At 66.6% G+C, this 23794-nt stretch carries 23 protein-coding genes and 1 tRNA gene; 18 read left to right on the top strand and 6 right to left on the bottom strand.

Going from position 1 to position 23794, the window contains the following annotated elements:
• Positions 1–38: 38 nt before the first annotated feature.
• The 11 genes from ftsZ to TQ38_RS13775 all read left to right on the top strand — a co-directional run bounded on the left by ftsZ (position 39) and on the right by TQ38_RS13775 (position 12116).
• Complete coding sequence (gene ftsZ / locus TQ38_RS13825) at positions 39–1529, top strand: cell division protein FtsZ (protein WP_043971186.1); 1491 nt, start codon at positions 39–41, stop codon at positions 1527–1529.
• A 264-nt stretch (positions 1530–1793) separates the two neighbouring features.
• On the top strand, positions 1794–3818 hold the full coding sequence (locus TQ38_RS13820) for an SPOR domain-containing protein (protein WP_043971184.1): 2025 nt from the start codon (positions 1794–1796) through the stop codon (positions 3816–3818).
• A gap of 185 nt (positions 3819–4003) precedes the next feature.
• Positions 4004–4525, top strand: coding sequence for a YbjN domain-containing protein (locus tag TQ38_RS13815; protein WP_043971182.1), 522 nt, complete (start codon positions 4004–4006; stop codon positions 4523–4525).
• A 119-nt stretch (positions 4526–4644) separates the two neighbouring features.
• Positions 4645–5454, top strand: a complete 810-nt coding sequence (locus tag TQ38_RS13810; RefSeq protein WP_043971764.1) for a pyrroline-5-carboxylate reductase — start codon at positions 4645–4647, stop codon at positions 5452–5454.
• 131 nt (positions 5455–5585) lie between these two features.
• On the top strand, positions 5586–6326 hold the full coding sequence (locus TQ38_RS13805) for a Bax inhibitor-1/YccA family protein (RefSeq protein WP_043971181.1): 741 nt from the start codon (positions 5586–5588) through the stop codon (positions 6324–6326).
• Positions 6327–6504: 178 nt separating this feature from the next.
• On the top strand, positions 6505–7272 hold the full coding sequence (locus tag TQ38_RS13800; RefSeq protein WP_052505581.1) for a hypothetical protein: 768 nt from the start codon (positions 6505–6507) through the stop codon (positions 7270–7272).
• Between the two features lie 130 nt (positions 7273–7402).
• Positions 7403–7478: transfer RNA gene (locus TQ38_RS13795), tRNA-Ala, on the top strand.
• A gap of 181 nt (positions 7479–7659) precedes the next feature.
• Positions 7660–8718 (top strand): GTPase ObgE, encoded by a 1059-nt coding sequence (gene obgE, locus TQ38_RS13790; protein WP_043971176.1) that lies wholly within the window; start codon positions 7660–7662, stop codon positions 8716–8718.
• A 302-nt stretch (positions 8719–9020) separates the two neighbouring features.
• Positions 9021–10169: a glutamate 5-kinase gene (gene proB, locus TQ38_RS13785; protein WP_043971174.1), complete on the top strand. Its 1149-nt coding sequence runs from the start codon at positions 9021–9023 to the stop codon at positions 10167–10169.
• Entirely contained in the window at positions 10169–11110 is a 942-nt protein-coding gene (locus TQ38_RS13780) for an NAD-dependent epimerase/dehydratase family protein (protein WP_370059802.1), read from the top strand. The genes proB and TQ38_RS13780 overlap by 1 nt, the downstream gene beginning before the upstream one ends.
• A gap of 19 nt (positions 11111–11129) precedes the next feature.
• Positions 11130–12116, top strand: coding sequence for a bile acid:sodium symporter family protein (locus TQ38_RS13775; RefSeq protein WP_082057523.1), 987 nt, complete (start codon positions 11130–11132; stop codon positions 12114–12116).
• Positions 12117–12228: 112 nt separating this feature from the next.
• Here TQ38_RS13775 and TQ38_RS13770 read toward each other — a convergent pair whose 3' ends face one another.
• Positions 12229–13455: an MFS transporter gene (locus TQ38_RS13770; RefSeq protein WP_043971170.1), complete on the bottom strand. Its 1227-nt coding sequence runs from the start codon at positions 13453–13455 to the stop codon at positions 12229–12231.
• A gap of 236 nt (positions 13456–13691) precedes the next feature.
• On the opposite strand from TQ38_RS13770, the gene TQ38_RS13765 reads away from it, so the two are divergent.
• From TQ38_RS13765 to TQ38_RS13750, 4 genes are read left to right on the top strand one after another with little or no spacing between them, the layout of a single operon-like run.
• On the top strand, positions 13692–14222 hold the full coding sequence (locus TQ38_RS13765; protein WP_052505558.1) for a spore coat U domain-containing protein: 531 nt from the start codon (positions 13692–13694) through the stop codon (positions 14220–14222).
• A gap of 25 nt (positions 14223–14247) precedes the next feature.
• Positions 14248–14943 carry a molecular chaperone gene (locus tag TQ38_RS13760; protein WP_043971168.1) on the top strand — a complete coding sequence of 232 codons (696 nt, stop codon included), beginning with the start codon at positions 14248–14250 and terminating at the stop codon, positions 14941–14943.
• Between the two features lie 12 nt (positions 14944–14955).
• Positions 14956–17325 carry a fimbria/pilus outer membrane usher protein gene (locus tag TQ38_RS13755; RefSeq protein WP_043971166.1) on the top strand — a complete coding sequence of 790 codons (2370 nt, stop codon included), beginning with the start codon at positions 14956–14958 and terminating at the stop codon, positions 17323–17325.
• A gap of 20 nt (positions 17326–17345) precedes the next feature.
• Positions 17346–17846, top strand: a complete 501-nt coding sequence (locus TQ38_RS13750; RefSeq protein ID WP_052505557.1) for a spore coat U domain-containing protein — start codon at positions 17346–17348, stop codon at positions 17844–17846.
• Positions 17847–17855: 9 nt separating this feature from the next.
• Here TQ38_RS13750 and fahA read toward each other — a convergent pair whose 3' ends face one another.
• From fahA to TQ38_RS13725, 5 genes are all read right to left on the bottom strand, one after another.
• The gene (gene fahA / locus TQ38_RS13745) at positions 17856–19178 is read right to left on the bottom strand and encodes a fumarylacetoacetase (protein ID WP_205316037.1); all 1323 of its coding nucleotides are present in this window, start codon (positions 19176–19178) and stop codon (positions 17856–17858) included.
• 123 nt (positions 19179–19301) lie between these two features.
• A complete protein-coding gene (locus TQ38_RS13740) occupies positions 19302–20090 on the bottom strand; it encodes a sulfite exporter TauE/SafE family protein (protein WP_043971163.1) in 789 nt (262 codons plus the stop codon).
• A gap of 164 nt (positions 20091–20254) precedes the next feature.
• The gene (locus TQ38_RS13735) at positions 20255–20431 is read right to left on the bottom strand and encodes a YezD family protein (RefSeq protein ID WP_082057521.1); all 177 of its coding nucleotides are present in this window, start codon (positions 20429–20431) and stop codon (positions 20255–20257) included.
• 157 nt (positions 20432–20588) lie between these two features.
• Complete coding sequence (locus TQ38_RS13730; protein ID WP_043971162.1) at positions 20589–21050, bottom strand: Rrf2 family transcriptional regulator; 462 nt, start codon at positions 21048–21050, stop codon at positions 20589–20591.
• A gap of 168 nt (positions 21051–21218) precedes the next feature.
• Complete coding sequence (locus TQ38_RS13725; RefSeq protein WP_043971160.1) at positions 21219–21956, bottom strand: energy transducer TonB; 738 nt, start codon at positions 21954–21956, stop codon at positions 21219–21221.
• A gap of 237 nt (positions 21957–22193) precedes the next feature.
• Between TQ38_RS13725 and TQ38_RS13720 the strand changes: the two genes are divergently transcribed.
• From TQ38_RS13720 to TQ38_RS13710, 3 genes are all read left to right on the top strand, one after another.
• Entirely contained in the window at positions 22194–22463 is a 270-nt protein-coding gene (locus TQ38_RS13720; protein WP_043971158.1) for a GlsB/YeaQ/YmgE family stress response membrane protein, read from the top strand.
• 102 nt (positions 22464–22565) lie between these two features.
• On the top strand, positions 22566–22841 hold the full coding sequence (locus TQ38_RS13715) for a hypothetical protein (RefSeq protein WP_043971157.1): 276 nt from the start codon (positions 22566–22568) through the stop codon (positions 22839–22841).
• Positions 22842–23125: 284 nt separating this feature from the next.
• Positions 23126–23728 carry a superoxide dismutase gene (locus TQ38_RS13710; RefSeq protein WP_043971156.1) on the top strand — a complete coding sequence of 201 codons (603 nt, stop codon included), beginning with the start codon at positions 23126–23128 and terminating at the stop codon, positions 23726–23728.
• Positions 23729–23794: the final 66 nt, after the last annotated feature.

Here is a 23794-nt window from a genome sequence, read left to right as displayed (position 1 = left end):
TAATTTTTCTTCGCGCACGTGCCTGCCAGGAGAGCGAAATGAGCATTAACATCGGACCCCCGGCGATCGAAGAACTTCGTCCGCGCATCGTCGTCATCGGCGTTGGCGGCGCGGGTGGGAACGCCATCGCCAACATGATCCAGGCGCAGATCGAAGGCGTGGACTTCGTCGTCGCCAATACCGACGCGCAGGCGCTGAACAACTCGATTGCGGAAACGCGAATCCAGCTTGGTCCCGACATCACGCAGGGCCTCGGCGCCGGCGCCCGCCCGGAAGTGGGCCGCGCAGCCGCCGAAGAAACGCTTGAGGAGCTGGAGCGCCTGCTCGACGGCGTCCACATGGTCTTCATCGCGGCCGGCATGGGCGGCGGCACCGGCACGGGTGCTGCCCCGATCATCGCGGAAGCCGCACGCGCCAAGGGCGTGCTGACGGTGGGCGTGGTTTCCAAGCCCTTCATGTTCGAAGGCACGCGCCGCATGCGCGCTGCCGATTCCGGCATCGAGGAGCTGCAGAAGCACGTCGATACCCTGATCGTCATCCCGAACCAGAACCTGTTCCTGGTGGCCAAGGCCGAAACCACCTTCAAGGAAGCCTTCTCGCTCGCCGACGAAGTGCTCCAGCAGGGTGTGCGCTCGATCACCGATCTCATGATCATGCCGGGCCTCATCAACCTTGACTTCGCGGATGTCCGCTCGGTGATGGGTGAAATGGGCAAGGCGATGATGGGCACCGGCGAAGGCGAAGGCCCGAACCGCGCTCTCGAAGCGGCGGAACGCGCGATTGCGAACCCGCTGCTCGACGGCGTGTCGATGCAGGGCGCCAAGGGCGTCATCATCTCGATCATCGGCGGCGACGACATGAAGCTGCTCGAAGTCGACGAAGCCGCGAACCACATCCGCGAACTGGTCGATCCCGATGCGAACATCATCTGGGGTTCGGCGTTCAACCCGGACCTGCAGGGCAAGATCCGCGTGTCGGTCGTCGCGACCGGCATAGAGCAGACCACCGAGATGGCCGAAATCGCCTCGCGCCCGCTGAACCTGGGTTCGTCGCGCGGTCCGGTGCGTCCGCAGACCCAGGCCCCGTCCTCGATGTCGTATCAGACCTCGTCCGCGCCCGCTCCGGTGCAGGCTGCGCCGATCCAGGCGCCTGAGCCTGCTTCGTTCTCGGCTGCGCCCCAGGCTTACGAGCCTTCCGCGGAACTGGAACTGGGCGCTTCCGACGAAGCGGATGAGCCATTCGAGCTGGGCGTCGAAGCGCCGGCAGAGCCGCAGCCGGCTCCGGCTCCCGCACCGCGTTCGCGCATGCAGGATGAGCTGCGGCTCGATGGCGGTCAGGTGCAACCTGCGCCTCAGGCCCCGGTGGCGCCGCGTCCCAAGCCCGCGGCTGGCGGTGGCAGCACCCTGTTCGAACGCATGACCAGCCTGTCGCGTCCGCGCCCCGGTGCGGAGGCCGCGAGTGAAGACGACGACGCGGATGCCGGATCGATCAGCATCCCGCGCTTCCTCGGCCGTCAGAACAACCAGTAAGACGCATCCCGCGTCGGGGCAGGGCCAGTCGCAAGGCCAGTCTCTCCCCGACGTATTCTGGTCGAAGCAGGGCGGGCCGGACTTCCTGGAAGTGCCGGCCCGTTCGCATTTTAGCCAGGCCTGCCCCACGTTCGCTTGCGGTTCATCGGGCACCGCGCATGGGCGTCCCCGCGCGGATTCGCGCAGCGGCTCCGGCGCCGATGGCGCGGCCGCCGAGTTAAGCCGCCGGTACATGCCTCGCGGGGAGGCATCCGGGCGGACAGGATGACGAAGGACTTGCGGGTGGATCATTTGGTTTCGCGCTGGCTTTGTGGAGCGGCACTCGCCGGTATGGCGGCATGGGCGCCGGCGGCTGCGGCCCAAGGCGCGCCGGTGGTTTCGCGCCCCGTCGTCCAGGCCCTGCCGAGCGCCGACAGCAAACGCCTCAATGCTGCCCTTGCCACGATCGGGCGCAATCCCCGCGATGTCCCCGCTCTTATCGAGGCAGGCGATGCGGCGCGCGCGATGCAGGATTACGCCGCAGCCATCGGCTTCTACCGCCGCGCCGACGAGGCAAGCCCCGGCAATGCCCGCGTCAAGGCCGGGATGGGCAGTGCATTTGTCCTCAGCGGCGACCCCGTCAGTGCCATCCCCCTGTTCGACGAGGCCGAGAAGGCCGGAGCAACGCCCGGGTTGATCTCTGGCGACCGGGGGCTGGCGTATGATCTTGTCGGCGACAATGCTTCGGCGCAGCGCCAGTATGCGATGGCCCTGACCGCGACGTCCGGCGCCGTGGCCGACGAGGTGCGCACCCGCCTTGCGGTCAGCCAGGCGATCGGCGGCGATGGCGATACGGCGTACCGCACGCTGCTGCCGCTGCTCAACAAGCAGGACAAGCCCGGCTGGCGCACCCGCGCCTTCACGCTGGCAATCAAGGGTGACACCAACGAGGCGGTCGACGTCGCGCAGAAAATCCTGCCGGCTCCGCTAGCCCAGAACATCGCGCCGTACCTGCGGTACATGCCGCGCCTGACAAGGGCCCAGCAGGCCGCCGCTGCCAACCTCGGGCGCTTTCCGCGCGCCTCCGAGGTCGGCCGCGACGATGCCCGCATCGCCGCCTATGCGCCGCCGCGCACCGGTGCGGCAGGTGGCAGCCTGATCCCCAAGGGCGAGCCGCTTGGCACGGGCGGGGTGAAGGCTGGAACGAAAGTTGCCGCTGCCGCTGTACCCAAGCCGGGCAGGGCGGCAAGGGCGGTGGGCCCTCGCACACGCGGCGCCAGGGATGAGACCGGCAAGACCGCCGCGGCCGTGTCCCGTCCCGTCACGCTCGCTGCGGCCGATCCGGACCGCGTCGCTCCTCCCGAGGTAAACCCGACGATCGAGCGTGACGGCGGCGAGTTGCCGGCGCTTGGCCGCAAGGTCGAAATGCCCTCGACCGTCGAGACGCCCAGGCCTACCCTCGCTCCGAACCCGGGGCTGGCCCAGGCGCCAACACCTGTTCCGGTCCGCGTGGCTCAGGCTACACCGGCGCCGGTTCGTGCGCCTGTAACGCTGCCCTCTGCCACGCAGCCGACGAGTCCGGGCTTCGATCTTGCGCAAGTGCCTGCCTCGCAAGGCGCAGTCGCGCCGCAACCGGCACCGCAATCTCCGCCGCCGGCAAGCACACCGCCTGCCGCTGCAAGCACACCGCCTACCGCCGCAAGCACCGCACCGTCGCCCGGTCCCGGCCAGCTTTCGCTTGCCGACATCTTCGCGGATCTTGGTAAACCGACGGCGGCTGTCCTGCCGGCGCCGGGCGCGGTCGATATCCGCATGATCACGCCGGCTGCGCCGCCGCCTCGGGTTCCGCCCAAGATAGAACTGCCGCAAGTCGACGAAGCCGATGCGGCCGAGCCAAAGGCGAAGGACGCCAAGGCCAAGCTCGACTCCAAAGCCAAAGATGCAAAGACCAAGGCGGCCGAAGCCAAAGCTGCCGAGGCCAAGGCTGCCGCCGAAGCGAAGGCCAAGGCCAGGAAGCCCGCGCCGCCATCGCACCCCAGCCGTATCTGGGTGCAGATCGGCGTCGGCCGTGACAAGGCGGCAATCGCTTTCGACTGGCGGCGCAATAACCGCGAGGCCCCCGCGCTGTTCAAGGGGCGCCAGCCTTACGTCAGCGAGATGGGCCGTACCAATCGCATCCTGATCGGTCCTTTCGCCACGCAGAAGGCAGCCACGGCATTCATCGCCGATGCCCGCAAGCAGGGTATTTCCGATGCGCTGCCATGGACCAGCCCGGCAGGCCAGGTTGTGGATGCGCTTTCGGGCAAGTGATGACGGCCTGGTGATCGACAAACCGTTCAGAAAAAGGAGCGGTTTTTCTTTGTCTGAACGGGCGTTCATTCTTATCCACACTCTGTGAACAGGCTTGTGCAGTTATGCGCAGGCGATCGCTGTATGCCGGATTGTGCTATCCCGCTTGCAGGAAGCATCCATTGCACCGGTTTCGCGGAGGGTTGATGTCACAGGTTATGAGGACGGTTCAGGACGATATCGATCGCGATGACGACGAAGCCGCGCCCGTCGAGATGCTCGCCTCCCTGTTCGAGGCGCGTGACTGGCCCTTCGAGTATTCGGGTGAGGATGAAATCTCCGCCGAAGTGAAGGGCGCCTGGGCCAGCTATCAGATCCAGGCGATCTGGCGCCCCGAGGATCGGGTGCTGCAATTGCTGTGCCTGCCCGACATTCGCATCGCCGATGGCAAGCGGGCCGCCGTCTACGAAGCGCTGGCGCTTATCAACGAGCAGCTGTGGCTTGGCCATTTCGATGTCTGGTCGAACGGCGGCGTGGTGCTCTATCGCCATGGCCTCATGCTCGGCCCCGAAGGGCTGCTCGGCCCGGGCGAGGCGCAGATGGTGGTGGAAGCCGCGATCGAGGAATGCGACCGTTTCTATCCGGTGTTCCAGTTCATCCTCTGGGGCGACAAGACCCCGGCCGAGGCGCTCGCCGCCGCGATGGTGGACGCCGCCGGAGAAGCGTGAAGGTAGGCGGTTGAATACCCTGCGCCGCGCTTGAACTTACCCGGCTTTGGTCTTGGCAGCCTCTCCGTGCTGGCCTAAGCCGCGCGCCGGACAGGCGTTTTGCGCAAGAGGATATGGACATGGACCGGTTTCAGAACATCCTGCTCGTGGGCTGCGGCAACATGGCCGGGGCGATGCTGACGGGCTGGTTGGCGGGCGGTATACCGGCTTCGCGCTTCACCGTTGTCGATCCTAACCGCGACGGGCTTCCCGAAGGCGTTACGCTGCTACGCGAACTGCCTGCCGAGGGCCGCTTCGACGCCGTACTGCTGGGCGTGAAGCCGCAGGGGCTGGACGATGTCGCCCCCCTGCTGGCGCCGCTGTTGGGCCGTGAGACGGTGCTGTTCTCCATCCTCGCGGGCGTCGAATTCGACAGCCTTGCCGCGCGCTTCCCCGCCGTGGGCGCATTGGTTCGGATCATGCCCAACCTGGCGGCGGCCATCGGCAAGTCGCCCATCGCGCTTGACGCGCGCGGGCTCGACGAAATCGGCCGCGCCGCCGTGACGGCGCTGATGGCGCCGCTGGGCACGCCTGAGTGGCTGGCGGGTGAGCACTTGTTCGATGCGGTCACCGCGCTTGCGGGCTGCGGCCCGGCCTTCGTCTACCGTTTCATCGACAGTCTTGCCGCCGGGGGCACCGCGCTCGGACTGGATGAGGGGCAGTCGCAGCGCCTCGCGCTGGCCATGGTCGAAGGTGCGGCACTGCTTGCAGGGGCCTCCGAGTTTTCGCCGGGCGAACTGGCCGACAAGGTCGCCAGTCCAGGCGGCTCGACCCGGGCGGGCATGAACATGCTGGATGCGGGCGGGGCGCTGGCGGAAGTCGTCGCCGAAGCGATGACCGCCTCGCGCGATCGCAATGCCGAAATGGCGGCGGCGGCGCGCAAGGCCTGATCGAAGCAGGCGCTTACACAATTTGTCACAAATAACCGGATCCGGTTTTCCTTGAAACTTGGCCGGGGCGGGGCGATATTCCTCCTCATGCAGGTCCGCATTGTGCAGTGACCCGCGAAAGGGAGTTAGAAATGGCGAATTGGAACGACCCCCAGCCCCGCAGGGGCTTCGGTGCGTCTCCGAGCCTAGACGGGCAATCCGCCGGCCGGACCACGTACGATGCTGGTCTGCGGCGTCATATGCTGTCTATCTACAACTACATGGCCTCGGGCGTACTGCTTTCCGGCGTCGTCGCAGTTCTGTTTGCGAACTATGGTCTGACGCAGGCGGTGATGGCGACCCCTCTCAAGTGGGTCATCATGCTGGCCCCGCTCGGTTTCGTCTTCGCTATCAGCGGCGGCGCGCAGCGTTTCAGCGAATCGACCCTGAAGGTGCTCTACTGGGCCTTCGCGGCGGTCATGGGCATGTCGCTCTCGACGATCTTCCTGATCTACACCAGCTCGTCGATCGCAACCACGTTCTTCGCGACCGCGGCGGCGTTCTCGGCGCTCAGCCTTTATGGCTACACCACGAAGAAGGACCTGTCGGGCTTCGGCACGTTCCTCATCATGGGCGTGGTCGGCATCCTGATCGCCTCGCTGCTCAACATCTTCCTGGGTTCGACCACGCTGCAGCTGGCGATTTCGGTCCTGGGCGTGCTGATCTTCGCGGGTCTCACCGCCTATGACACGCAGATGCTCAAGAACCAGTACGCGCAGCTTCGCGGCACCGATTTCGTCGGCAAGGCCGTGATCCTGGGCGCACTCAGCCTCTACCTGGACTTCATCAACATGTTCCAGTTCCTGCTGAGCTTCCTGGGTCAGCGCGACTGATACGTGCAGGAGTGATCGCAACCGAAGTGGAGGAAACTGCCTTCGAAGCGATTAATCCACAGTGCAGATTACCAAAGTCATGATGCCCGGTGCGTTTCGTCGCACCGGGCATTTGCTTTACGGGCTCGTAAGGCTAGACATTTTGCACTGTGATGGAGAACTTTGGGTGAGCAACGCGATGGACATAAGAGCTGGCGAACAGGGCACGCGTAGCCGCCTGTCGCTGCTGGCAGGCTCGGCAGTCGCTGTGGCCCTTGCTGCGCTGGCAGGCTGCGCGAAGGCGCCGCCTCCCCCCCCACCACCGCCGCCGCCGGTTGTCGTCATCCCGCCGATGCCTAGTCCGCCGATGGGCGCGCCGCTGGAAATGACGGTTCCGCCGGTCGCGGAAGATGGCCAGCGCCATACCGTGAACTACGGAATCTCCACGTCGCAGACGGTCTGGAACCTGCGTTCGGGCTATAACGTGGCGGCGCTCAACTGCGTCGAGCCAGAGTTTGCGCCGATCCTGGAAGGCTACAAGCGCTTCCTCAAGACGTATGACAAGTCGCTCGACAAAGCTTCGGCCGAGATCGATCGCAGCTTCAAGACGCTGCACAAGGGCCGCGCCGCGATCGTTGCGCGTGAAAGCTACCAAACGCAGGTCTACAATTTCTTCTCGCTGCCCCCCGTCGACGCAGGTTTCTGCAAGGCGGCGATGGAACTGAGCACCGATCTGACGACGATCGAGCCGAGCCAGTTCGAAAGCTATTCCTATCAAGGCCTCGCTAAGCTGGAGGCGCCGTTCAAGGAATTCTTCACCGCTTACGAGCAGTACCGTGCGGACCTCGCCGCATGGCAGTCGCGCTATGGTGCGGGCGGGCTGATCACGGTGCGTCCCACGTCCGAGCAGACGCTGGCGCAGCCGGCAGTGCAGGCCGCGCCAAAGCCGCAGGCCTCCGCCCAGTAAGGATTTCGCACGGCGCGCGGCTCTGGTGATTTGCGCGCCATGCATTTTTGCCCTTTTCGGGCGGGGTTCTGTTCGCTAAGGGGACGCACCCGATACGGCGTGAGCTGCATTGGGGGCGTAGTACTGGAACGGGGCCGTAGCTCAGCTGGGAGAGCGCGTCGTTCGCAATGACGAGGTCAGGGGTTCGATCCCCCTCGGCTCCACCAGTGTGCGAACGGGTATTTATAGTTTTGGCATGTTCGGGAATCATCCGGGCATCACCCGGCCCGAAACACGGCCGGGTTTTTTGTTTATCTGCGGCAGGTGGCGCAAACGGGACGGTTTCGGTCCCGGCAGCCGGGGCCAGTCGCAAGTTGGGCGCTGCAGTAGCGCCGGAAGCGACGGACCATGCATTTTCTAGACCAGGCCAAGATCTACACGCGTTCGGGCGGCGGCGGCCCCGGTGCGGTCAGCTTCCGGCGCGAGATGTACGTCGAATACGGCGGCCCTGACGGCGGCAACGGCGGCAAGGGCGGCGACATCATCTTCGAGGCGGTCGCAGGTCTCAATACCCTGATCGATTTCCGCTACACCCAGCACTTCAAGGCCCCGCGCGGTGGCCACGGCATGGGCCAGAACCGCAACGGCGCGTCCGGCAAGGACCTTGTCATCAAGGTGCCGATTGGCACGCAGGTGATCGCCGATGATGAGGACCGTGACACCGTACTGCTCGATCTGACGCAGGCCGGCCAGCGCGTGGTCTTCATGGAAGGCGGCATGGGTGGGCGCGGCAACGCCAGCTACAAGACCAGCACCAACCGCGCCCCGCGCCAGCACCAGCCGGGCATTGCCCCGGTTGAGCAATGGGTATGGTTGCGCCTCAAGCTGCTGGCCGACGTCGGTCTGGTGGGCATGCCCAACGCGGGCAAGTCGACCTTCATCAACAAGCTGTCGAACGCCAAGGCCAAGGTCGGCGACTATGCGTTCACCACGCTGCGCCCGCAGCTGGGCGTCGTCATGCACAAGCACCGCGAGTTCGTGGTGGCCGACATTCCCGGCCTGATCGCCGGCGCCGCAGAAGGCGCAGGCGTGGGTGACCGTTTCCTGGGCCACATCGAGCGTTGCCGCGTGCTGGTACACCTCATCGATATTTCCAACGCCGATCCCGTCGAAGCGATGCACATCGTTGAGGAGGAGCTGGAAGCCTACAGCGAAGAACTGTCGGACAAGCCGCGCCTGGTCGCGCTCAACAAGTGCGACCTTGTCGACGATGCGCTGGCGGCTGACTACGCCAAGATGTTGCTGAAGGCCGGGGCCGACGAGGTTTTCCCGATCTCTGGCGCCACCGGCAGGGGCATGTCGAAGCTGCTGGATGCTATCGTCGACTATCTCCCGGCCGCTACGGTGACCGAGCGTCCCCAGGGCGCGCAGGAAGAACTCGACGAAAAACCGTGGTCGCCGATCTGAGGTAGCTGCGCGGATCGGAGGCTTCGACAGGGTCAGCCTGACCCTTCGACAAGCTCAGGGTGAGCGGAACTTGCGTGAAGTCTCAACTCCGTTCAGGGTTAGCGGAACTTGCGCAAAGTTCTCCACTCCGCTCAGGCCGAGCGGAACTTGCGCAAAGTTCTCCACTCCGCTCAGGCTGAGCTTGTCGAAGCCCCTCGTGAGCGCGCCCCGATTTTAGCGTCCCACCCGTTCCGCGTCCGCGCTCACCCGCGCAAGCTCGTGCTTTCATCCACGCGGCGATTACCCTAGAGGCTGGCGTTCCCATGCCCATTTCCCGACTCTCCGACCTCGCCGACGCATCCCTGTCTCCCCGCCTTGTCATCAAGGTGGGATCGGCGCTGCTTGTCGGCCCGGAAGGCGTGCGGCGCGCCTGGGTGGCGGGTCTCGTGGCCGAGATCGCCGAGGCGCGCGGCCGGGGACAGGACGTGATCGTCGTGTCTTCAGGCGCCATCGCGCTGGGCGCGGCGACGCTGGGGCTGGAGAAGGGCGGACGCGGCAGCCTTGCCGATGCGCAGGCCGCTGCCGCCGTGGGCCAGATCGCGCTTTCGGGGCTTTGGGCGCAGCTGCTGGGCGGCCACGGCATTACCGCCGCGCAAATGCTGCTCACCCTGGAAGATCTGGAAGACCGCCGCCGTTACCTCAACGTCACCGCCACGCTGGGCCGCCTTCTGGATGCGGGCGCGGTGCCGGTCATCAACGAGAACGATTCGGTGGCGACTCAGGAAATCCGCTTCGGCGACAACGACCGCCTTGCCGCGCGCGTGGCGCAGGCGGCGGGGGCAAGCGCGGTGGTGCTGCTGTCCGACATCGACGGTCTTTACGATCGCCACCCCAAGCTGCCCGGCGCGCGGATGATCCCGGTGGTAGAGGGCGTGACCGCCGAAGTGCAGGCGATGGCCAGCACCGAATCGAATTCCGGCATGGGTTCGGGCGGCATGGTGTCCAAGCTGCAGGCGGCCGAAATCGCGCAGCTGGCCGGGATCTGTCTGGTCATCGGCAACGGCCAGCACGACCGGCCGGTGGAACGCATCATCGCCGGCGGCATCGGCACCCTGTTCGTGCCGCGCGGCAAGGCCGGCGCGCGCAAGGCGTGGCTAGGCGGACGCCTGCGGCTCAAGGGCGAACTCATCGTCGACGACGGCGCCGCGGCCGCGCTGCGCCGCGGCTCCAGCCTGCTGGCAAAGGGCATCACGGTGGTCGAGGGCGTGTTCAGCCGGGGCGATCCGGTTGCCATCCTCGACGCGGAGGGCCGCGTGCTGGCGCATGGCCTGTCCGAGTATGACGGCGCCGAATGCGCCGCGATCGTCGGCCTCCATTCGAGCGATCAGGAACAGGTTCTCGGCTATGCGCCGCGCTCCTCGGTGGTCCACCGCGACCAGATGGTGATGAAGTCCCCGATGGTGACGAAGTGATAGAACGGCCGATCATCGCACTGACCGGCGCGACCGGATTTGTCGGGCAGGCCGTGCTCGAAGCCGCGCTTGAAGCGGGCTATGCGGTGCGCGCGCTGACCCGCCGCACCCAGCCGGAACGCCGCAACGTCGACTGGGTCGGCGGCGACCTGGGCAACCGGGCGGCGCTGGCCGACCTCATGCACGGCGTCGAAGGCGTGATCCACGTGGCCGGCGTGGTCAATGCGCCCGATGCCGCCGGGTTCGAGGAAGGCAACGTCACCGGCACGCTCAACATGATCGAGGCGGCGATCGAGGCCGGCGTGCGCCGCTTCGTCAACGTCTCCTCGCTCTCCGCGCGTGAGCCGGAGCTTTCCGCTTACGGTGCGTCCAAGGCCAAGGCCGAGAAGTTTCTCATGGCCAGCCCGCTGGACTGGACCATCGTGCGCCCCCCGGCGATCTACGGGCCTCACGACAAGGAAATGTTCGAGCTGTTCCGCGCCGCGCGCTGGGGCGTGATGCCGATGCCGAAGGACGGGCGCGCGTCGATGATCCACGTCGAGGATCTGGCGCGCCTGCTGGTGGAGCTGGTTCCCGGCAACGGCGAGATGGTGGGCGAAGTGGCGGACGGCGTCAGCGGCCGCGTGTTCGAGCCGGACGACGGCAAGCCGCAGGGCTGGGACCACTATGAGACGGCAATGGCCATCGGCTGGGCCATGGGCAAACGCCCGCGCGTGATCGGCATGTCGCGCGGGATGCTGACCACGGTGGCGCGCCTGGACAATTTTTTGCGCGGCACCCGCGCAAAAATGACGCTCGACCGTGCCGCCTATTTCAGCCATCCGGACTGGGTGGTCTCGCCCGAGGCCACGGTTCCCGCCACGCTCTGGCAACCCCGCATCGAAACGCGCGAAGGCCTGAAGGCCACCGCGCAGTGGTATCGCGAGCAGAAGTGGCTTTGACGGTTAGGACATAATACCGATGAAGGCTCTGCTGGCGCGCTTGAACATTGATCCTTACCTGCTGTTGCTGGTCGGCACGGTGGGTCTGGCTTCGGTGCTTCCCGCGCGCGGGATCTGGGCCGATATCGCGGGCGGCGTGGCCGATGCGGGTATCGCGCTGCTGTTCTTTCTCCACGGCGCCAAACTTTCGCGGGAGGCTATCCTCGACGGGGCCAAGGCGTGGAAGCTGCACCTGACGGTGGCGGCGGTGACCTTCGTTCTGTTCCCGATCATCGGTCTGGGTGTGCGGGCGATCCCCGGCCTTGAGCCTTCGCTGGCGACCGGCGTGCTCTACCTGACGCTGCTGCCTTCGACCGTGCAGTCGTCGATCGCGTTCACCGCGATTGCCGGGGGCAACGTGGCGGCGGCGGTGTGCAGCGCCTCGTTCTCGAATCTGGCGGGCATCTTCATCACGCCGGTGCTGACTGCGCTGCTGATCACCGGCAAGAGCCAGGGCTTCTCCGCCGACCCGGTCATCGCCATCGCCTCGCAGTTGCTGCTGCCGTTTATGGCGGGCCATTTCCTGCGCCCGTGGATCGGCAAGTTCGTGACGCGCAACAAGCAGGTGCTCGGCTACGTCGATCGCGGCTCGATCCTGCTGGTGGTCTATACTGCCTTCGGGGCCGCCGTGATCGAGGGATTGTGGCAGAAAGTGACGCTGGGCGAACTGGGCCTGATTGCGCTGCTCTCGCTGGGCGTGCTGGCCGTAGTGATGATCGCGGCCTCGCTGGTCGGCAAGATGCTGGGCTTCCCGCGTGAGGACCGGATCGTGCTGCTGTTCTGCGGTTCCAAGAAGAGCCTGGCGACGGGCGTGCCGCTGGCCGGGGTGTTGTTCCCGGCGGCGCAGGTGGGTGCGATCATCCTGCCGCTGATGTTCTTCCATCAGATCCAGTTGATGGTCTGCGCCGTCCTCGCCCGCAAGTTCGCGGCCGAGAACGAAGCGGACAAGGTTGTGGTGGCGGAGTAGGCTTCCTCGCTACGACATTTCCAGCATGGCAGATCAGTTGGTTGGCCTGCGCGGCGTTTGCGCGTTTCCAAGGCGTGATGCGTCAGCATCTAAGCGCCTTGGTGTAACGCGTTCAGGCCGGCATCGCCTCCGGGGCCACTTCGATCTGCGCGGGACGGCGCAGCATCAGCAGCAGTAGTGAGCCGATCAGCACCGTTGTCCCGGTGATGACAAGGAACGTGTTGAAGCTGCCGGTGCGGGCCAGCGTCAGGCTGAGCAGCATCGCTCCCGATGCGGCCGCCATCGAGCATACGCCGGTCAGCAGCCCCAGGACGCTGGAATAGATGCCCGAGCGGAAATGCCGCGCGACGAGATAGGCCAGGATGTCGCCCTCAGCGCCCACCGCGAAGCCCAGGCTGAAGATGGCGGCGGTGACGACCGAAGGCGCATCGTAGCTTGTCGCCAATACGTATAGCCCGATGCCCGGCAGGCCCAGCGTGAAGAACGAGACCACGTTCGGCGCGAAACGGTCGAGAGCGACGCCGGTGATGAAGCGGCCCAGAAGCATCCCCAGCGCCAGCGCAGTGAACATGATCGAGGCGCCTTCGCCGGTGATGCCGTTGTCGAGCACCAGCATCTTGAGCTGCACCAGGATCAGCGTGAGCGGCAGGTTGCACAGGTACATCGATGCGAAGAGAATCCAGAACGCAGGCTCACGGAACACTTCGGGATAGTCGTCGCGGGCGCGGCGCTTGGGGGCAAGGGCGGCCAGCGCATGGTCGCGCCCGGTGGAGGGGATCAGCAGGAACGTCACGACCCCGGTGATCGCCACGAAGACCGCCAGTGCGCGGTAAGTCGCCGCCCAGCCGTTGGCTTCGACGAATTCGTTGAGGATCGGCCCGCCCACGGCGCTGAACAACGCCGGTCCGCAGGCGACGATCGCCAGCGCCAGGCCGCGCGCATGGATAACGTGTTGCACCACCAGCCGGGTATAGACGGTGGCGGTGGTGGTCACGCAGACCACGCTCTGGAAGATGAAGACGGCCAGGTAGATCCGAAAGGAACCGCCGTTGAGACTATAGGCCAGGAAGGCCAGCGGCATGGCGACGATGCCGATCAGCGCCGTGAACTTGACCCCCAGAACATCGGCCAGCCGCCCGATGAAGGGCATCGCCAGTGCTGTCAGCAGACCCAAAGTGCCGACCATGGCGAAGTCCGCCTTCGACCAGCCGGCATCGGCGACAAGCGTGGGGGCAATGGCGCTGGTGACCGTCCCGATGATCGACATGCCCGTGCCCATGCCCAGCGTCGCGGCCAGCAGCGGGCGCCAGGCGGCCGCGATTTCCGATAGATAGCGCAAGGTCTCGTCTCTCCCGGGAAGTTGGTCTCCCTTGGCGCGGACCTTGCCAGTTGCACCCGTGCGGCAAAAGCGCAGCGCCGCAAGACATCGGGTTTTTCGCATCAAGGCAGGCCGAAATCGCCAGAGCGTTGCCGGCGGACCTGTCCCGGCCTGACGAATGCTTGCTCGCCGCTTACGGGGAACACCGGGGGGGGACGTTGGAAGGCTGCGCAAGAACCGTTTGGTAAACGCTTGGCATGAGCAACGTTCACCACACCCGCACGGCTCCGGCCTGCCTTCGCCCCCTTGCCGCCGGGCTTGTCCTGGCCGCAGGTTTCGTCCTAGCTCCCCAGGCCGCGCTGGCGGCAACTGCTACCGATACCATCGCGGTGACGGCGACGGTGCAGGCCACCTGCACGGTCGTGGCCAGCCCGCTGGCCTTCGGGACCTACAACCCGATCTCCTCGGCCAATGTCGACGCATCGACCACGCTCAACGTGACCTGCACCCAGGGCACGGCCTATAACGTCGGCCTCAGCGCCGGTGCCGGCACGGGGGCGACCACCGCCGTGCGCAAGCTGACCAGCAGCGGCCACACGCTTAACTACGCGCTTTATCAGGACACCACCCGCGCCACCAACTGGGGCAACACCATCGGCACTGACACCGTGACCGGCACCGCAGGCACCGCCGCCACCGCATATACCGTCTACGGCCGTATTCCCGGCAGCCAGAACACCACTGCCGGCGCTTATACCGACTCCGTTACCGTGACGGTCACGTACTGAGATGGCCGTCCGGCGCGCACCTGTATTGACCGCAGCCGTGCTCGCGCTCGTTGCCCTGTTCGGCGCGCTTGGCGCCGCACCGGCGCGGGCCGGTTCGCTCAGCGTCATGCCGGTGCGCGTCGACGTGGCTGCGGGCCGCCGTTTCTGCTCGCTTACACTGGGCAACAGTTCCGATCAGCCGGTGACGGTGCAGATCCGCAGCTATGCCTGGAGCCGTGACGAAAACGGCGCCGACATCCTCGACCCGGACGCCGGTTTCGTGGTCAATCCCGCCATCGCCGCGATCGCGCCGGGCGCTACCCGGCTGGTGCGGTGCAGCCTGCCTGCCGATCCTTCGGCGGACCCGGCCGAACGGCAGTGGCGCCTGATCGTCGACCAGCTTCCCGATCCGGCTTTCGATGTGCCCGGCACTGTGCAGACGCTGCTGCGCATCTCGATCCCGGTATTCCGCGCGGGCGAAAAGGCCGCGCCGCACCTCACCGCCTCGCTGTTTGGCAAGGCGCTGCGGCTTGCCAATTCGGGCACTGCCCACGTCAAGGTGCTGGCCGTCACTCTGAAAGGGGCGGGCGGCGACGCGGTGACCGCCGAGCGCGCCTTCTACCTTCTGGCGCGCGGCGCGCAGGTGGTGCCGGTGGAGCGCCTGCCGACCGGCGGCGTCTTAGCCGTGCATGTGCGCGCCGAAGAGGGTGAATTCGACATCGCTCTCGATCCTGCGAAATAATGGACCCGGCCGGTGCCGCTCGCGCCCCGTCATCTGAGGGCCGCCCTGGCGGCAGCCATCGCCCTGCCTCCGGCCATGGGCATTGGCCCGGGATGCGGGTCGGCGCAGGAAGCGCCGGGCGCGGCGGCGCTGCCAATACCGGTCGGCGTGGTCGTCAACGGGCAGGCGATGGCGGAGCCCGGCCTGCTGCTGGTGCATGAGGGCCGCCTGCTGGCGCGGCGCAGCGATCTGGAGGCATGGGGCCTGATCGGGAGGGTGTTTACGCCCGCGCAGGTTCTCGAAGGCGAAAGCTATGTCTTGCTCGACGGGGTGAAGGGCCTCGTCGCCCGTCTCGACACCGATGGCGGCATCCTGCGCGTGGACGCCGATGCCGCGCTGTTTCCCCGCCTCGTCATCGATGCCGATCGCCGCCGGGTGCCGGTCGCGCCCGCCGTGCCCGCGCAGTTCTTGGACTACGATCTGACCGCCTCCAACTGGAGCGGCAAGACGCGGCTGGCCGGGCTTGTCGATGCCGGTTTCTCGGGCGCCTGGGGGGTGGCCGATTCCAGCTTCCTGGTGGACAGCGGCAGCCGGGGCGTGGTGCGGCTAGACACGGCGCTTCGCCGCGATTTCCCGGACCGGCGGATGCGGCTGGTGCTCGGGGATACGGTGGGCCGGGGCGCGCCGTGGAGCCGGCCGGTGCGTTATGGCGGCGTGTTCCTTGGCACTGACTTCTCGCTCGACCCGCAGGCGATCAACTTCCCGCTGCCGGTCATCTCGGGCAGCGCGCTGACACCTTCGACGGTGGAACTGCTTTCACAAAGCTCGCGCCAGTCGCTGGGCGTCGGGCCGGGGACGTTCGATCTTGCCCTGCAACCGCGCCTGACGGGCGCCGGGCAGGTGACCATGAGCGTGCGCGATCTGGCGGGAAACACCCGGCAGGTGACGCGCAGCTTCTATGCCAGCCCCAACCTGCTGCGCCCGGGACTCAGCGAATTCGCGGTCGAGGCGGGCGCGCTGCGCAAGGATTACGGCTTTGGCAGCTTTGCCTACGGGCCGCTGTTCGCCGCTGCCGGTCTGCGCCGGGGCCTGACCAATACGCTGACCGTGGAAGGCCGCGTCGAAGTCAGCCAGGCAACCCGCATGGCCGGGCTGGGCGGAGCCATGGTCATCGAACCGCTGGGCGAAGTCTCGCTCTTGGGCGCGGTTTCGCAGGGGAGCGCGGGCACCGGCACCCTGATCCGCGCGCAGGCCCAGCGCATCACTGCGGCCTACACCCTGAGCGCCAGCTACGAGCACGCCGACGCCCGGTTCCGGCAAGTGGGCGAGGCACGGCAGAACGGCGGCGGACGCAGCGAACTGGCGGTCGCGGGCGGCTTGTCGCTGGGGTGGGCGGGCAACATCAACGCCAGTTATGCGCGGCTGCGCCAAGGTATCGGCGGAGAAACGCAGAGCCGGTTCGATCTGGCCTCGGTCTATTATTCCACGAACCTGCGCGGCGGCTACCTGTCGGTCGGCGTCCAGTACACCGCGCGGGGCAGCGAGCCGCGCCGGGACGGGCGCAGCGAACCTAGCAGCCGGGACCTGGGCTTTTTTGGCTCGCTCACCGTGCCGCTGGGGCCGCGCCGCCATGTCAGCGCCGTCGCCGAACAGGGCCGCGCCGCGCTCACTTACGACCAGAGCCTGCCCGACGACAGCGGCATGGGCCTGCGCGCGCTGGCCGGGGTGGACCGGGGCTCTGCCTGGGTCGAGGGCGGGGTGTCTTATCGTACCGGGGCGGGCGACGTGCGGATCGACGCGGCGCAGCGGCAGGGCCAGCAGGGCGTGCAGCTCAACGCGCGCGGCGGACTGCTTCGCGTGGACGGCACGCTGCTGGCCACCCAGCATATCGACCAGGGCTTTGCGCTGGTCGATGTCGACAGTGACACGCCGGTCACCGTGCTGGTTGAGAACCGTGCCGGCCCTCGCAAGGCCCGCACCGGGCGCCGGGTGATCGTGACCGGCCTGCAGCCTTATGCCGAAAACCACATCGGCGTGGACCCGGCCGACATGCCCGTCGACGAAGGACTGGATGCGGCGGCGCAAGTAGTCGCGCCCGGCTGGCGGCAGGCGGTGCGGGTGTCCTTCGGCGGCGCGGCCGAGCAGGGCGCGCGGCTGCGACTGGTCGACAGTCACGGCAATCCCATCCGCATCGGATCGAGATTCGCCTGGGCGGGGGGCATCGGTGTCGTAGGGTACGGCGGTGAAGTCTGGATCGACGCCTATGTCGGCGGGGCTGCGCTGCGCGTGTCCGGCCCGGCAGGTTCATGCCGCGCGATCATTCCGCAGCTGTCGGGCGAGGCGCGGCTTACCGCCATTACGCCGACCGCCTGCGTGTCCGACACCGAATGGGCGCAGAAATGAGAGCAGAAGGACACACCGTCATGCGCCGTGCCGCCCTTATCCGTTCCGCGCTGGCTTGCGGCGGGCTGGTGGGGGGACTTGGGCCGCCCCTGCCGGCTTCGGCTGCGGGCTGCATCGTGTGCATCTGCAGTGTTTCGGCCACCAACCTGAGCTTCGGCACCTACAATCCGGGCAGTACCAGCGCGGCGGCCGCCACCGCGACGGTGAATGCCAGCTGCGTCTCGGTCAGCGTGCCGATGAGCGCCACGGTCGACCTGGGGCTGAGCGCGGGCACGTCCACCACGGCGGCGGCGCGGCAGATGGCCAACGGCACCGCGCGGCTGGGCTACAACATCTATCAGGACAACGGCTATGCCGCGATCTGGGGCAACGGCAGCAACGGCGGAACGGTGCAGACGATGACGATCAACAATCTGCTGAGCTTCAATGCGTCGAAGACCGCCTATGGGCGCATACCGATCCACCAGTACGTGAAGGCCGGCGCCTATGCCGATTCGATCGTGGTGACCTTTACGTTCTGAGGCGGCGGTTCACATCGTCCGTGCCGCTTTCACAATGCCGGTGCAGGCTCCGAAACCGATGGAGCGGAAACCCTCCGCCTCGAATCTGCCGGAGAGTGCCAGTTCGTCGCCGTCCTCCAGGAAAGCGCGGGTCTCGCCCGAGGGCAGGGTCAACCGCTTCGCGCCGCTGCGGGTGATTTCCATCAGGCTGCCTTGCGAATCCTCGCCCGGGCCAGAGAGGGTGCCGGTGCCGAGCAGGTCGCCGCTCTGCAAGGCGCAGCCGTTGGAGGCGTGGTGCGTCACCATCTGCGCGATCGTCCAGTACATGGCATCTGCCGAGCCGTGGCTGAGGCGCTGGGGTGCAAGCCCCTGTTCGCGCATCGCCGCGCTCGACAAGTGGACCTCCAGGTTCAGCGCGAAGGAGCCGGCGACCTGGTCGGCCTCGTCCCACAGGTACGGCAGGGGGCGGGGGTCGCCTTCGGGACGAGGGGGCTGCGCCTGCCGGAAAGGGGCTAGCGCTTCCATCGTCACCAGCCACGGCGAAACGGTGGTGAGGAAGTTCTTCGCCAGGAACGGGCCGAGCGGCTGGTATTCCCACGCCTGCATGTCGCGCGCGGACCAGTCGTTGAGCAGGGTGAGCCCGGCGATGTGATCCTGCGCCTCGCCAACCGGGATGGGCGATCCTTGCGCGTTGCCGGTGGCAAGCCAGACCCCCAGTTCCAGCTCATAATCGAGCCGCGCGGCGGGGCCGAACGTGGGCTCCTGCGCATCGGGCGCCTTGGTCTGGCCAAGCGGGCGGATCACCGGCGTGCCGCTGGGGCGCACGGTGGAGGCGCGTCCATGATAGGCGATGGGAACGTGCTTGTAGTTGGGCAGCAGCGGATTGTCGGGCCGGAACAGACTGCCCACGGTCGTGGCATGATGAATGCCGACGTAGAAATCGGTGTAGTCGCCGATGTGGGCGGGCAGGTGCATCGTGGCATCGCCTACCGGGACCAGCAGCGGTTCGATGCGCGCGCGCTCCGGCGCGTCCTGTGAGAGCAGGGCGGATACTGCGCGGCGCAGAGCCCGCCGGGGGGCCGCGCCCAACGCCAGCAGGGCGTTGAGCGTGGGGGCGCTTGCCGCCTCGGCCGCCGTCAGGGCCTCGCCAGAGAGCAGGCCGCTGCGGGCGAGGGCGGCAAGGTCGAGGATCGCATCGCCGATCGCCACACCGCCGCGCGGGGCCTCGCCGGAGCGCGAGAAGATGCCCAGCGGCAGGTTCTGGATCGGAAAGTCGCCGCCGGCATTGGCGCTTTCCACCCAGGAAAGGCGCTGCGCGTCATGGGTCTCGTCGATGTGGGGGGGCATCGGCATATCGTCCTCTCCTGTCCGCTTCGAGGCGGCTGGACGCCGGATTGCCGCAGAGCCGCCAGTCTTGCAACGGCTATCACGGTGTTGAGGAGGCGGGAGTTGGAAGATGGGCCTAGAATATGGGCCCTAGAAAATGGGCCATGACTTCCACACGCTGAATGCGCTGGTCGCGATCAGTACGATGGATACGGCCGTCAGCAGCACCCGCGGCTTCATGCGCTTGGCGAACAGGGCGCCGAAGGGTGCCGCCACCACGCCGCCGATGATGAGGCCGACCGTGGCGGAGGTGAACGCGGAAAGCCCGATCGTGGCGATGAACGCGGCCGAGATCGAGGCGGTGAGGAGGAATTCGGCGGTATTGACGGTGCCGATGGTCTTGGCCGGTTCTCCGCCCTGCACCAGCAGGTTGGACGTGACCACCGGCCCCCAGCCGCCGCCGCCCGCCGCGTCGAGGAAACCGCCCGCCAGCGCCAGCGGCGCGGTGAAACGGGGGTCTTCGAAGCTGGGCTTGCGCATGCGAATGGCGCGAAACAGCAGGTACGCGCCGATGCCGGCCAGGTAGATCATGACGAAAGGCTTGGCGACCGAGGCGTCGATGCTGGAAAGCAGGTAGGCGCCGGTCACGCCGCCGACGATGCCGGTCGGCACCAGTCGCCAGAACAGGCCCCAGTTCACGTTGCGATGCCAGATATGGCTAAGGCCGGAAGTGCCGGTCGTGAACAGCTCGACCAGATGGACGCTGGCCGAAGCGGCGGCCGGGGCAACGCCCACGACGCTGACCAGAAGGGTCTGCGTGATGACGCCGAAAGCCATTCCCAGTGCACCGTCGACGATCTGTGCGGCAAAGCCGATGGCGATGAAGGGGGCGATCTCGGCCAGGCGGGCCGGCAGGTCTGCCATCAGCGAATCAAGCATTGAATTTCCTCCCGTGGCGGGGTTGGAGCAGTTCAGGGGGAGTTCGCGCCGGGCCAGGGCACTGCGTAGCGGCGCCGGGCCGGCCGAGGAAACCGGGATATGTCAGGTATGGGCGGCAGGGGCTTTCGGTGGACCGATGTACCCGGCAGCCGGAACGGACGCCTTCAGTTGTTAAAGCGGCGGCGCTCGGTCACGTCGACCTGCATCAGCTTGCCGTCGTGCACGGTCAGCTGGATCACGCCGAAACGCAGGCGCTGCAGCGCCTCGATCACATGCTGGACGCCTTCGTTCAGTAGCGGATGTTCAGCGGCGGGCGCTTCGGTGGGGTTGGCAATTCGCATGGGCATCTCCTCTCGCGTCGCGGGGCAGCGTTCCGCCGCGATGGCCCCGCTCGGAGGCCATGCGTCATTCGTATTCTCAATCTAATAAGTTGACAATAGGGTTGCCGGAGTAGCTTTGCTTTCAGCGCCAAAAGTCCTTTGCTGAGCGCGGGGACGATCAGTCCGCCTGCACATCGTCGGCCGCTTCCAGTCCCGACGCTGCCGGGACCAGGTCGATCGGGTCGGCCAGGGTGATCCCGTCGAGCAGCGTGGCAGTCGCGTCGCGTAGCTGGAGCATCAGGGCGCGGGTGCGGCAGTCCTTTTCCTCGACGCAGTTCTTGCAGGTTTCATGCGCGAAGCGGCTGGCGCAAGGCACCAGCGCCAGAGACCCGCGCATGACCCTGATGAGATCGCCATACGTGATGTCGATCGCGGGGACGCCCAGCCAGTAGCCCCCGTCCTTGCCGCGCTGCGAGGCGACGATGCCGAAGCGCGACAGCTCCGAAAGGATGACGGTAAGGAACTTCGCCGGAATGTTCTGGCTCTCGGCGATGTCTGTCAGGGGTATCGGGCCCTGGCCGTGCTTGTCCGCGAGGTGCTGCATGGCCCGGATCGCATAACGTGTTTTCTGCGACAGCATCGGAGCAATTCTCGCCAGGACTTGAAGGGCACACTTGCTCTACTTGACGCGGCTGCGTCAACCCGTCTCGCAGGGTGCTGGGGCCGGGCAAGGTCGGCAACGGTGGATTACTGGCTCAATGTCGCCGCCGATGATGGGATTGCAGGGCGGCGCAGGCGCTGAACAGGGCTATGGCTCGTCGTCAGGGTCGAAGTACCACCCGTGCCTCTCCACCATGATTGCGGGCACGGGTTCACCACGGGAATTGCGGGACGGGCGGAAGCGAAAGCGCTCGGTAATCAGCGCGCAGGTTGTCGCATCCAGTTGCGGTCGTCCGCTGGAGACGAGAATACGGCAGTCGCTAACCCGCCCGTCGACGCCGATGCGGTAGCGCAGCTTGAGTTCTCCGCCGGCCTTGGTTTCGCGCAGGTCTTTGGGCAGGTCCGAGAAGTGGAGGCGGCCGCGAATTTGCGTCGGCCGGGTAAGGGTGTCGTCGTCGCCGTCCCCATCGCCGTTCCCGCCGCCGCCATCGCCGTCTCCAATCCCGCCCGCGCCTTGTCCGGGGCCGGGCCGGTCGGACGCGCCGTTCTGCGTGGCGGCGCCGGTCCCGGCGCGTTGCGCGGTGACGACGGGCGGAGGCACGATCAGCGGCGGCAGGCGGGAGGGCGGGGCGACGATCTGCGTCGCCTTGTTGCGCAGGTTGGCGGGCGAGGGACGGCCCTTGGCGGCGGTGGAGTGCGCCTTCGCCGGCTTCTCGGGGCGGCGTGGCTCCTTGGGCGGATCGCGCAGCGGCACGATAGCGGCCAGTGCCTCGCGTCGTTCCTGCGGGGTCATGCGCGCGGCAAGGCCGGCGATTAGCGCGGCCAGCCCTCCCACCACAATCAGCAGCGAGGCAAGTGCCGAAAGAATGCGCTGCCGCGCGGACATATACACTTTTCGCGTCTCCTCGCAGGGGACAACCCGGAAAGTGCGCGGTTGGTTTCGTCGGGCAGCGGCCACGGATGAGGTGATTGGCGCGGGCCTGGGCGGGGCGCCGCTGTCTCGTTTCGGGCCACGGCGGCCCCCGATTAGCGGCAGATGCGACAAACCGAATTAAACACCTGCGGAACCATGACGAAAGATGTCCGTTTACTGGATCAACAACACCAATTCGGAGACGGTAAAATGACCCTTCTTCTCATCCTCATCGTCGGCGGCATCATTGGTTGGCTGGCTTCGATCCTGATGCGCACGGATGCGCAGCAGGGCATCTTCCTGAACATCGTCGTCGGCATCGTCGGCGCGCTGATCGCCGGTTTCATCATCACCCCGCTCATCGGCGGCGCTCCCATCACCAGCGGCGCGTTCGACATCATGTCGCTCTTCGCTTCGTTCCTGGGTGCGGTTGTCCTGCTGGCGATCGTCAACCTCTTCCGTCGCGGCTCGGTTCGGTAAGCCACGCGGACGGAGCCCGGTAAACGGGCTCCGCGCGGAGGCCGGCGCGTCCTCCCGATAATACGCGCCATACCGAGTAACAGAGGGAAAGGAATTTTCGCCATGAAGTCCATTACTACTTCGCGTCTTGCAATGATTGCCATCGCTTCTGCTTCGCTGGGCCTTGCCGCCTGCAACAGCCCGCAGCAGGAGGCCACCGAAAAGGCCGCCGACGCCGTCGAGGCGCAGTCCGACGCGGCAGCCGATGCGATGGAAGATCAGGCCGGGATGACCAGCGGTACGCCTTCGGAGGCGCTCGAGAACCAGGCTGAAGCAGTCGAAAAGGCTGGCGATGCAAAGTCCGACGCCATGAAGGACGCTGCTTCCAAGCAGAACTAACGGCCGCTTCAACGGTCGTACCGATCGGAGCCCGACCCCCTTGCAGGGTTCCGGCGGTAACGGGAGAGGATGGCGGCAACCCCGCCATCCTTTTTCGTTTGAGGAGCGCGCGCTCGGGGGGCGAAGCGGACGATAAAATCGCCGCGAAATCAAAATGCCACTATTGCACGCTTGAATTGTTGCGCTGCACGACAGAAATAGGCCCGGCACGGATTTTCCGCGTCCGATGATCTCTCCATCGCCGCAGCCAAGCCTTCGATAACCCTGAGAACAGGAACCATGACATGACCATTGCCCTGATGCCGCTGCCCTATGCCCAGGACGCACTCGAACCGCACATTTCCGCCAAGACGCTGGAAATCCACCACGGCGCCCACCACAAGACCTACGTCGACAAGCTGAACGCTGCGATTGACGGCACCGACGACGCTGGCAAGACCGTCGAGGAAATCACCAAGTCGGCATCGGGCCCCAAGTTCAACAACGCCGCCCAGATCTGGAACCACGGCTTCTACTGGCACTCGATGAGCCCCGAGAAGACCGAGCCCAGCGAGAGCCTGGCCACCGCCATCACCAACGATTTCGGCTCGATCGACGCGCTGCTCGAAGCGCTGTCGAACGAAGCCGTCAACCACTTCGCCAGCGGCTGGGCGTGGCTGGTCGTCGACGCCGGCAAGCTCAAGGTCATCTCGACCCATGACGCCGGCTGCCCGCTGACCACCGACGTCGTGCCGCTGCTGACCGTCGACGTTTGGGAGCACGCCTACTACATCGACCAGATGAACAAGCGCCCGGCCTACGTGAAGGCTGTCCTTGAAAACCTCCTCAACTGGAAGTTCGCGTCGGACAACTTCGACCGCGGCACGGCCTGGACCTACCCCGCGTAAGTCCTGCCGCCTGACGGCATACGAAGCCCCCGTTTCCGGCAAGGGAAGCGGGGGTTTTGTTTTGGG

The organism is Novosphingobium sp. P6W, assembly GCF_000876675.2.
In the GTDB taxonomy this organism is placed as follows: domain Bacteria; phylum Pseudomonadota; class Alphaproteobacteria; order Sphingomonadales; family Sphingomonadaceae; genus Novosphingobium.
This window is presented reverse-complemented; position numbering and strand designations above follow the sequence as displayed.

Coding starts and splice junctions, on each gene's coding strand:
- TQ38_RS13720 (WP_043971158.1), top strand. CDS start 22,194: ATGACCCTTCTTCTCATCCTCATCGTCGGCGGCATCATTGGTTGGCTG.
- TQ38_RS13735 (WP_082057521.1), bottom strand. CDS start 20,431: ATGCGAATTGCCAACCCCACCGAAGCGCCCGCCGCTGAACATCCGCTA.
- ftsZ (WP_043971186.1), top strand. CDS start 39: ATGAGCATTAACATCGGACCCCCGGCGATCGAAGAACTTCGTCCGCGC.
- TQ38_RS13765 (WP_052505558.1), top strand. CDS start 13,692: ATGAGCAACGTTCACCACACCCGCACGGCTCCGGCCTGCCTTCGCCCC.
- obgE (WP_043971176.1), top strand. CDS start 7,660: ATGCATTTTCTAGACCAGGCCAAGATCTACACGCGTTCGGGCGGCGGC.
- TQ38_RS13820 (WP_043971184.1), top strand. CDS start 1,794: ATGACGAAGGACTTGCGGGTGGATCATTTGGTTTCGCGCTGGCTTTGT.
- proB (WP_043971174.1), top strand. CDS start 9,021: ATGCCCATTTCCCGACTCTCCGACCTCGCCGACGCATCCCTGTCTCCC.
- TQ38_RS13740 (WP_043971163.1), bottom strand. CDS start 20,090: ATGCTTGATTCGCTGATGGCAGACCTGCCGGCCCGCCTGGCCGAGATC.
- TQ38_RS13775 (WP_082057523.1), top strand. CDS start 11,130: ATGAAGGCTCTGCTGGCGCGCTTGAACATTGATCCTTACCTGCTGTTG.
- TQ38_RS13805 (WP_043971181.1), top strand. CDS start 5,586: ATGGCGAATTGGAACGACCCCCAGCCCCGCAGGGGCTTCGGTGCGTCT.
- TQ38_RS13715 (WP_043971157.1), top strand. CDS start 22,566: ATGAAGTCCATTACTACTTCGCGTCTTGCAATGATTGCCATCGCTTCT.
- TQ38_RS13810 (WP_043971764.1), top strand. CDS start 4,645: ATGGACCGGTTTCAGAACATCCTGCTCGTGGGCTGCGGCAACATGGCC.
- TQ38_RS13725 (WP_043971160.1), bottom strand. CDS start 21,956: ATGTCCGCGCGGCAGCGCATTCTTTCGGCACTTGCCTCGCTGCTGATT.
- TQ38_RS13710 (WP_043971156.1), top strand. CDS start 23,126: ATGACCATTGCCCTGATGCCGCTGCCCTATGCCCAGGACGCACTCGAA.
- TQ38_RS13815 (WP_043971182.1), top strand. CDS start 4,004: ATGTCACAGGTTATGAGGACGGTTCAGGACGATATCGATCGCGATGAC.
- fahA (WP_205316037.1), bottom strand. CDS start 19,178: ATGCCGATGCCCCCCCACATCGACGAGACCCATGACGCGCAGCGCCTT.
- TQ38_RS13750 (WP_052505557.1), top strand. CDS start 17,346: ATGCGCCGTGCCGCCCTTATCCGTTCCGCGCTGGCTTGCGGCGGGCTG.
- TQ38_RS13800 (WP_052505581.1), top strand. CDS start 6,505: ATGGACATAAGAGCTGGCGAACAGGGCACGCGTAGCCGCCTGTCGCTG.
- TQ38_RS13730 (WP_043971162.1), bottom strand. CDS start 21,050: ATGCTGTCGCAGAAAACACGTTATGCGATCCGGGCCATGCAGCACCTC.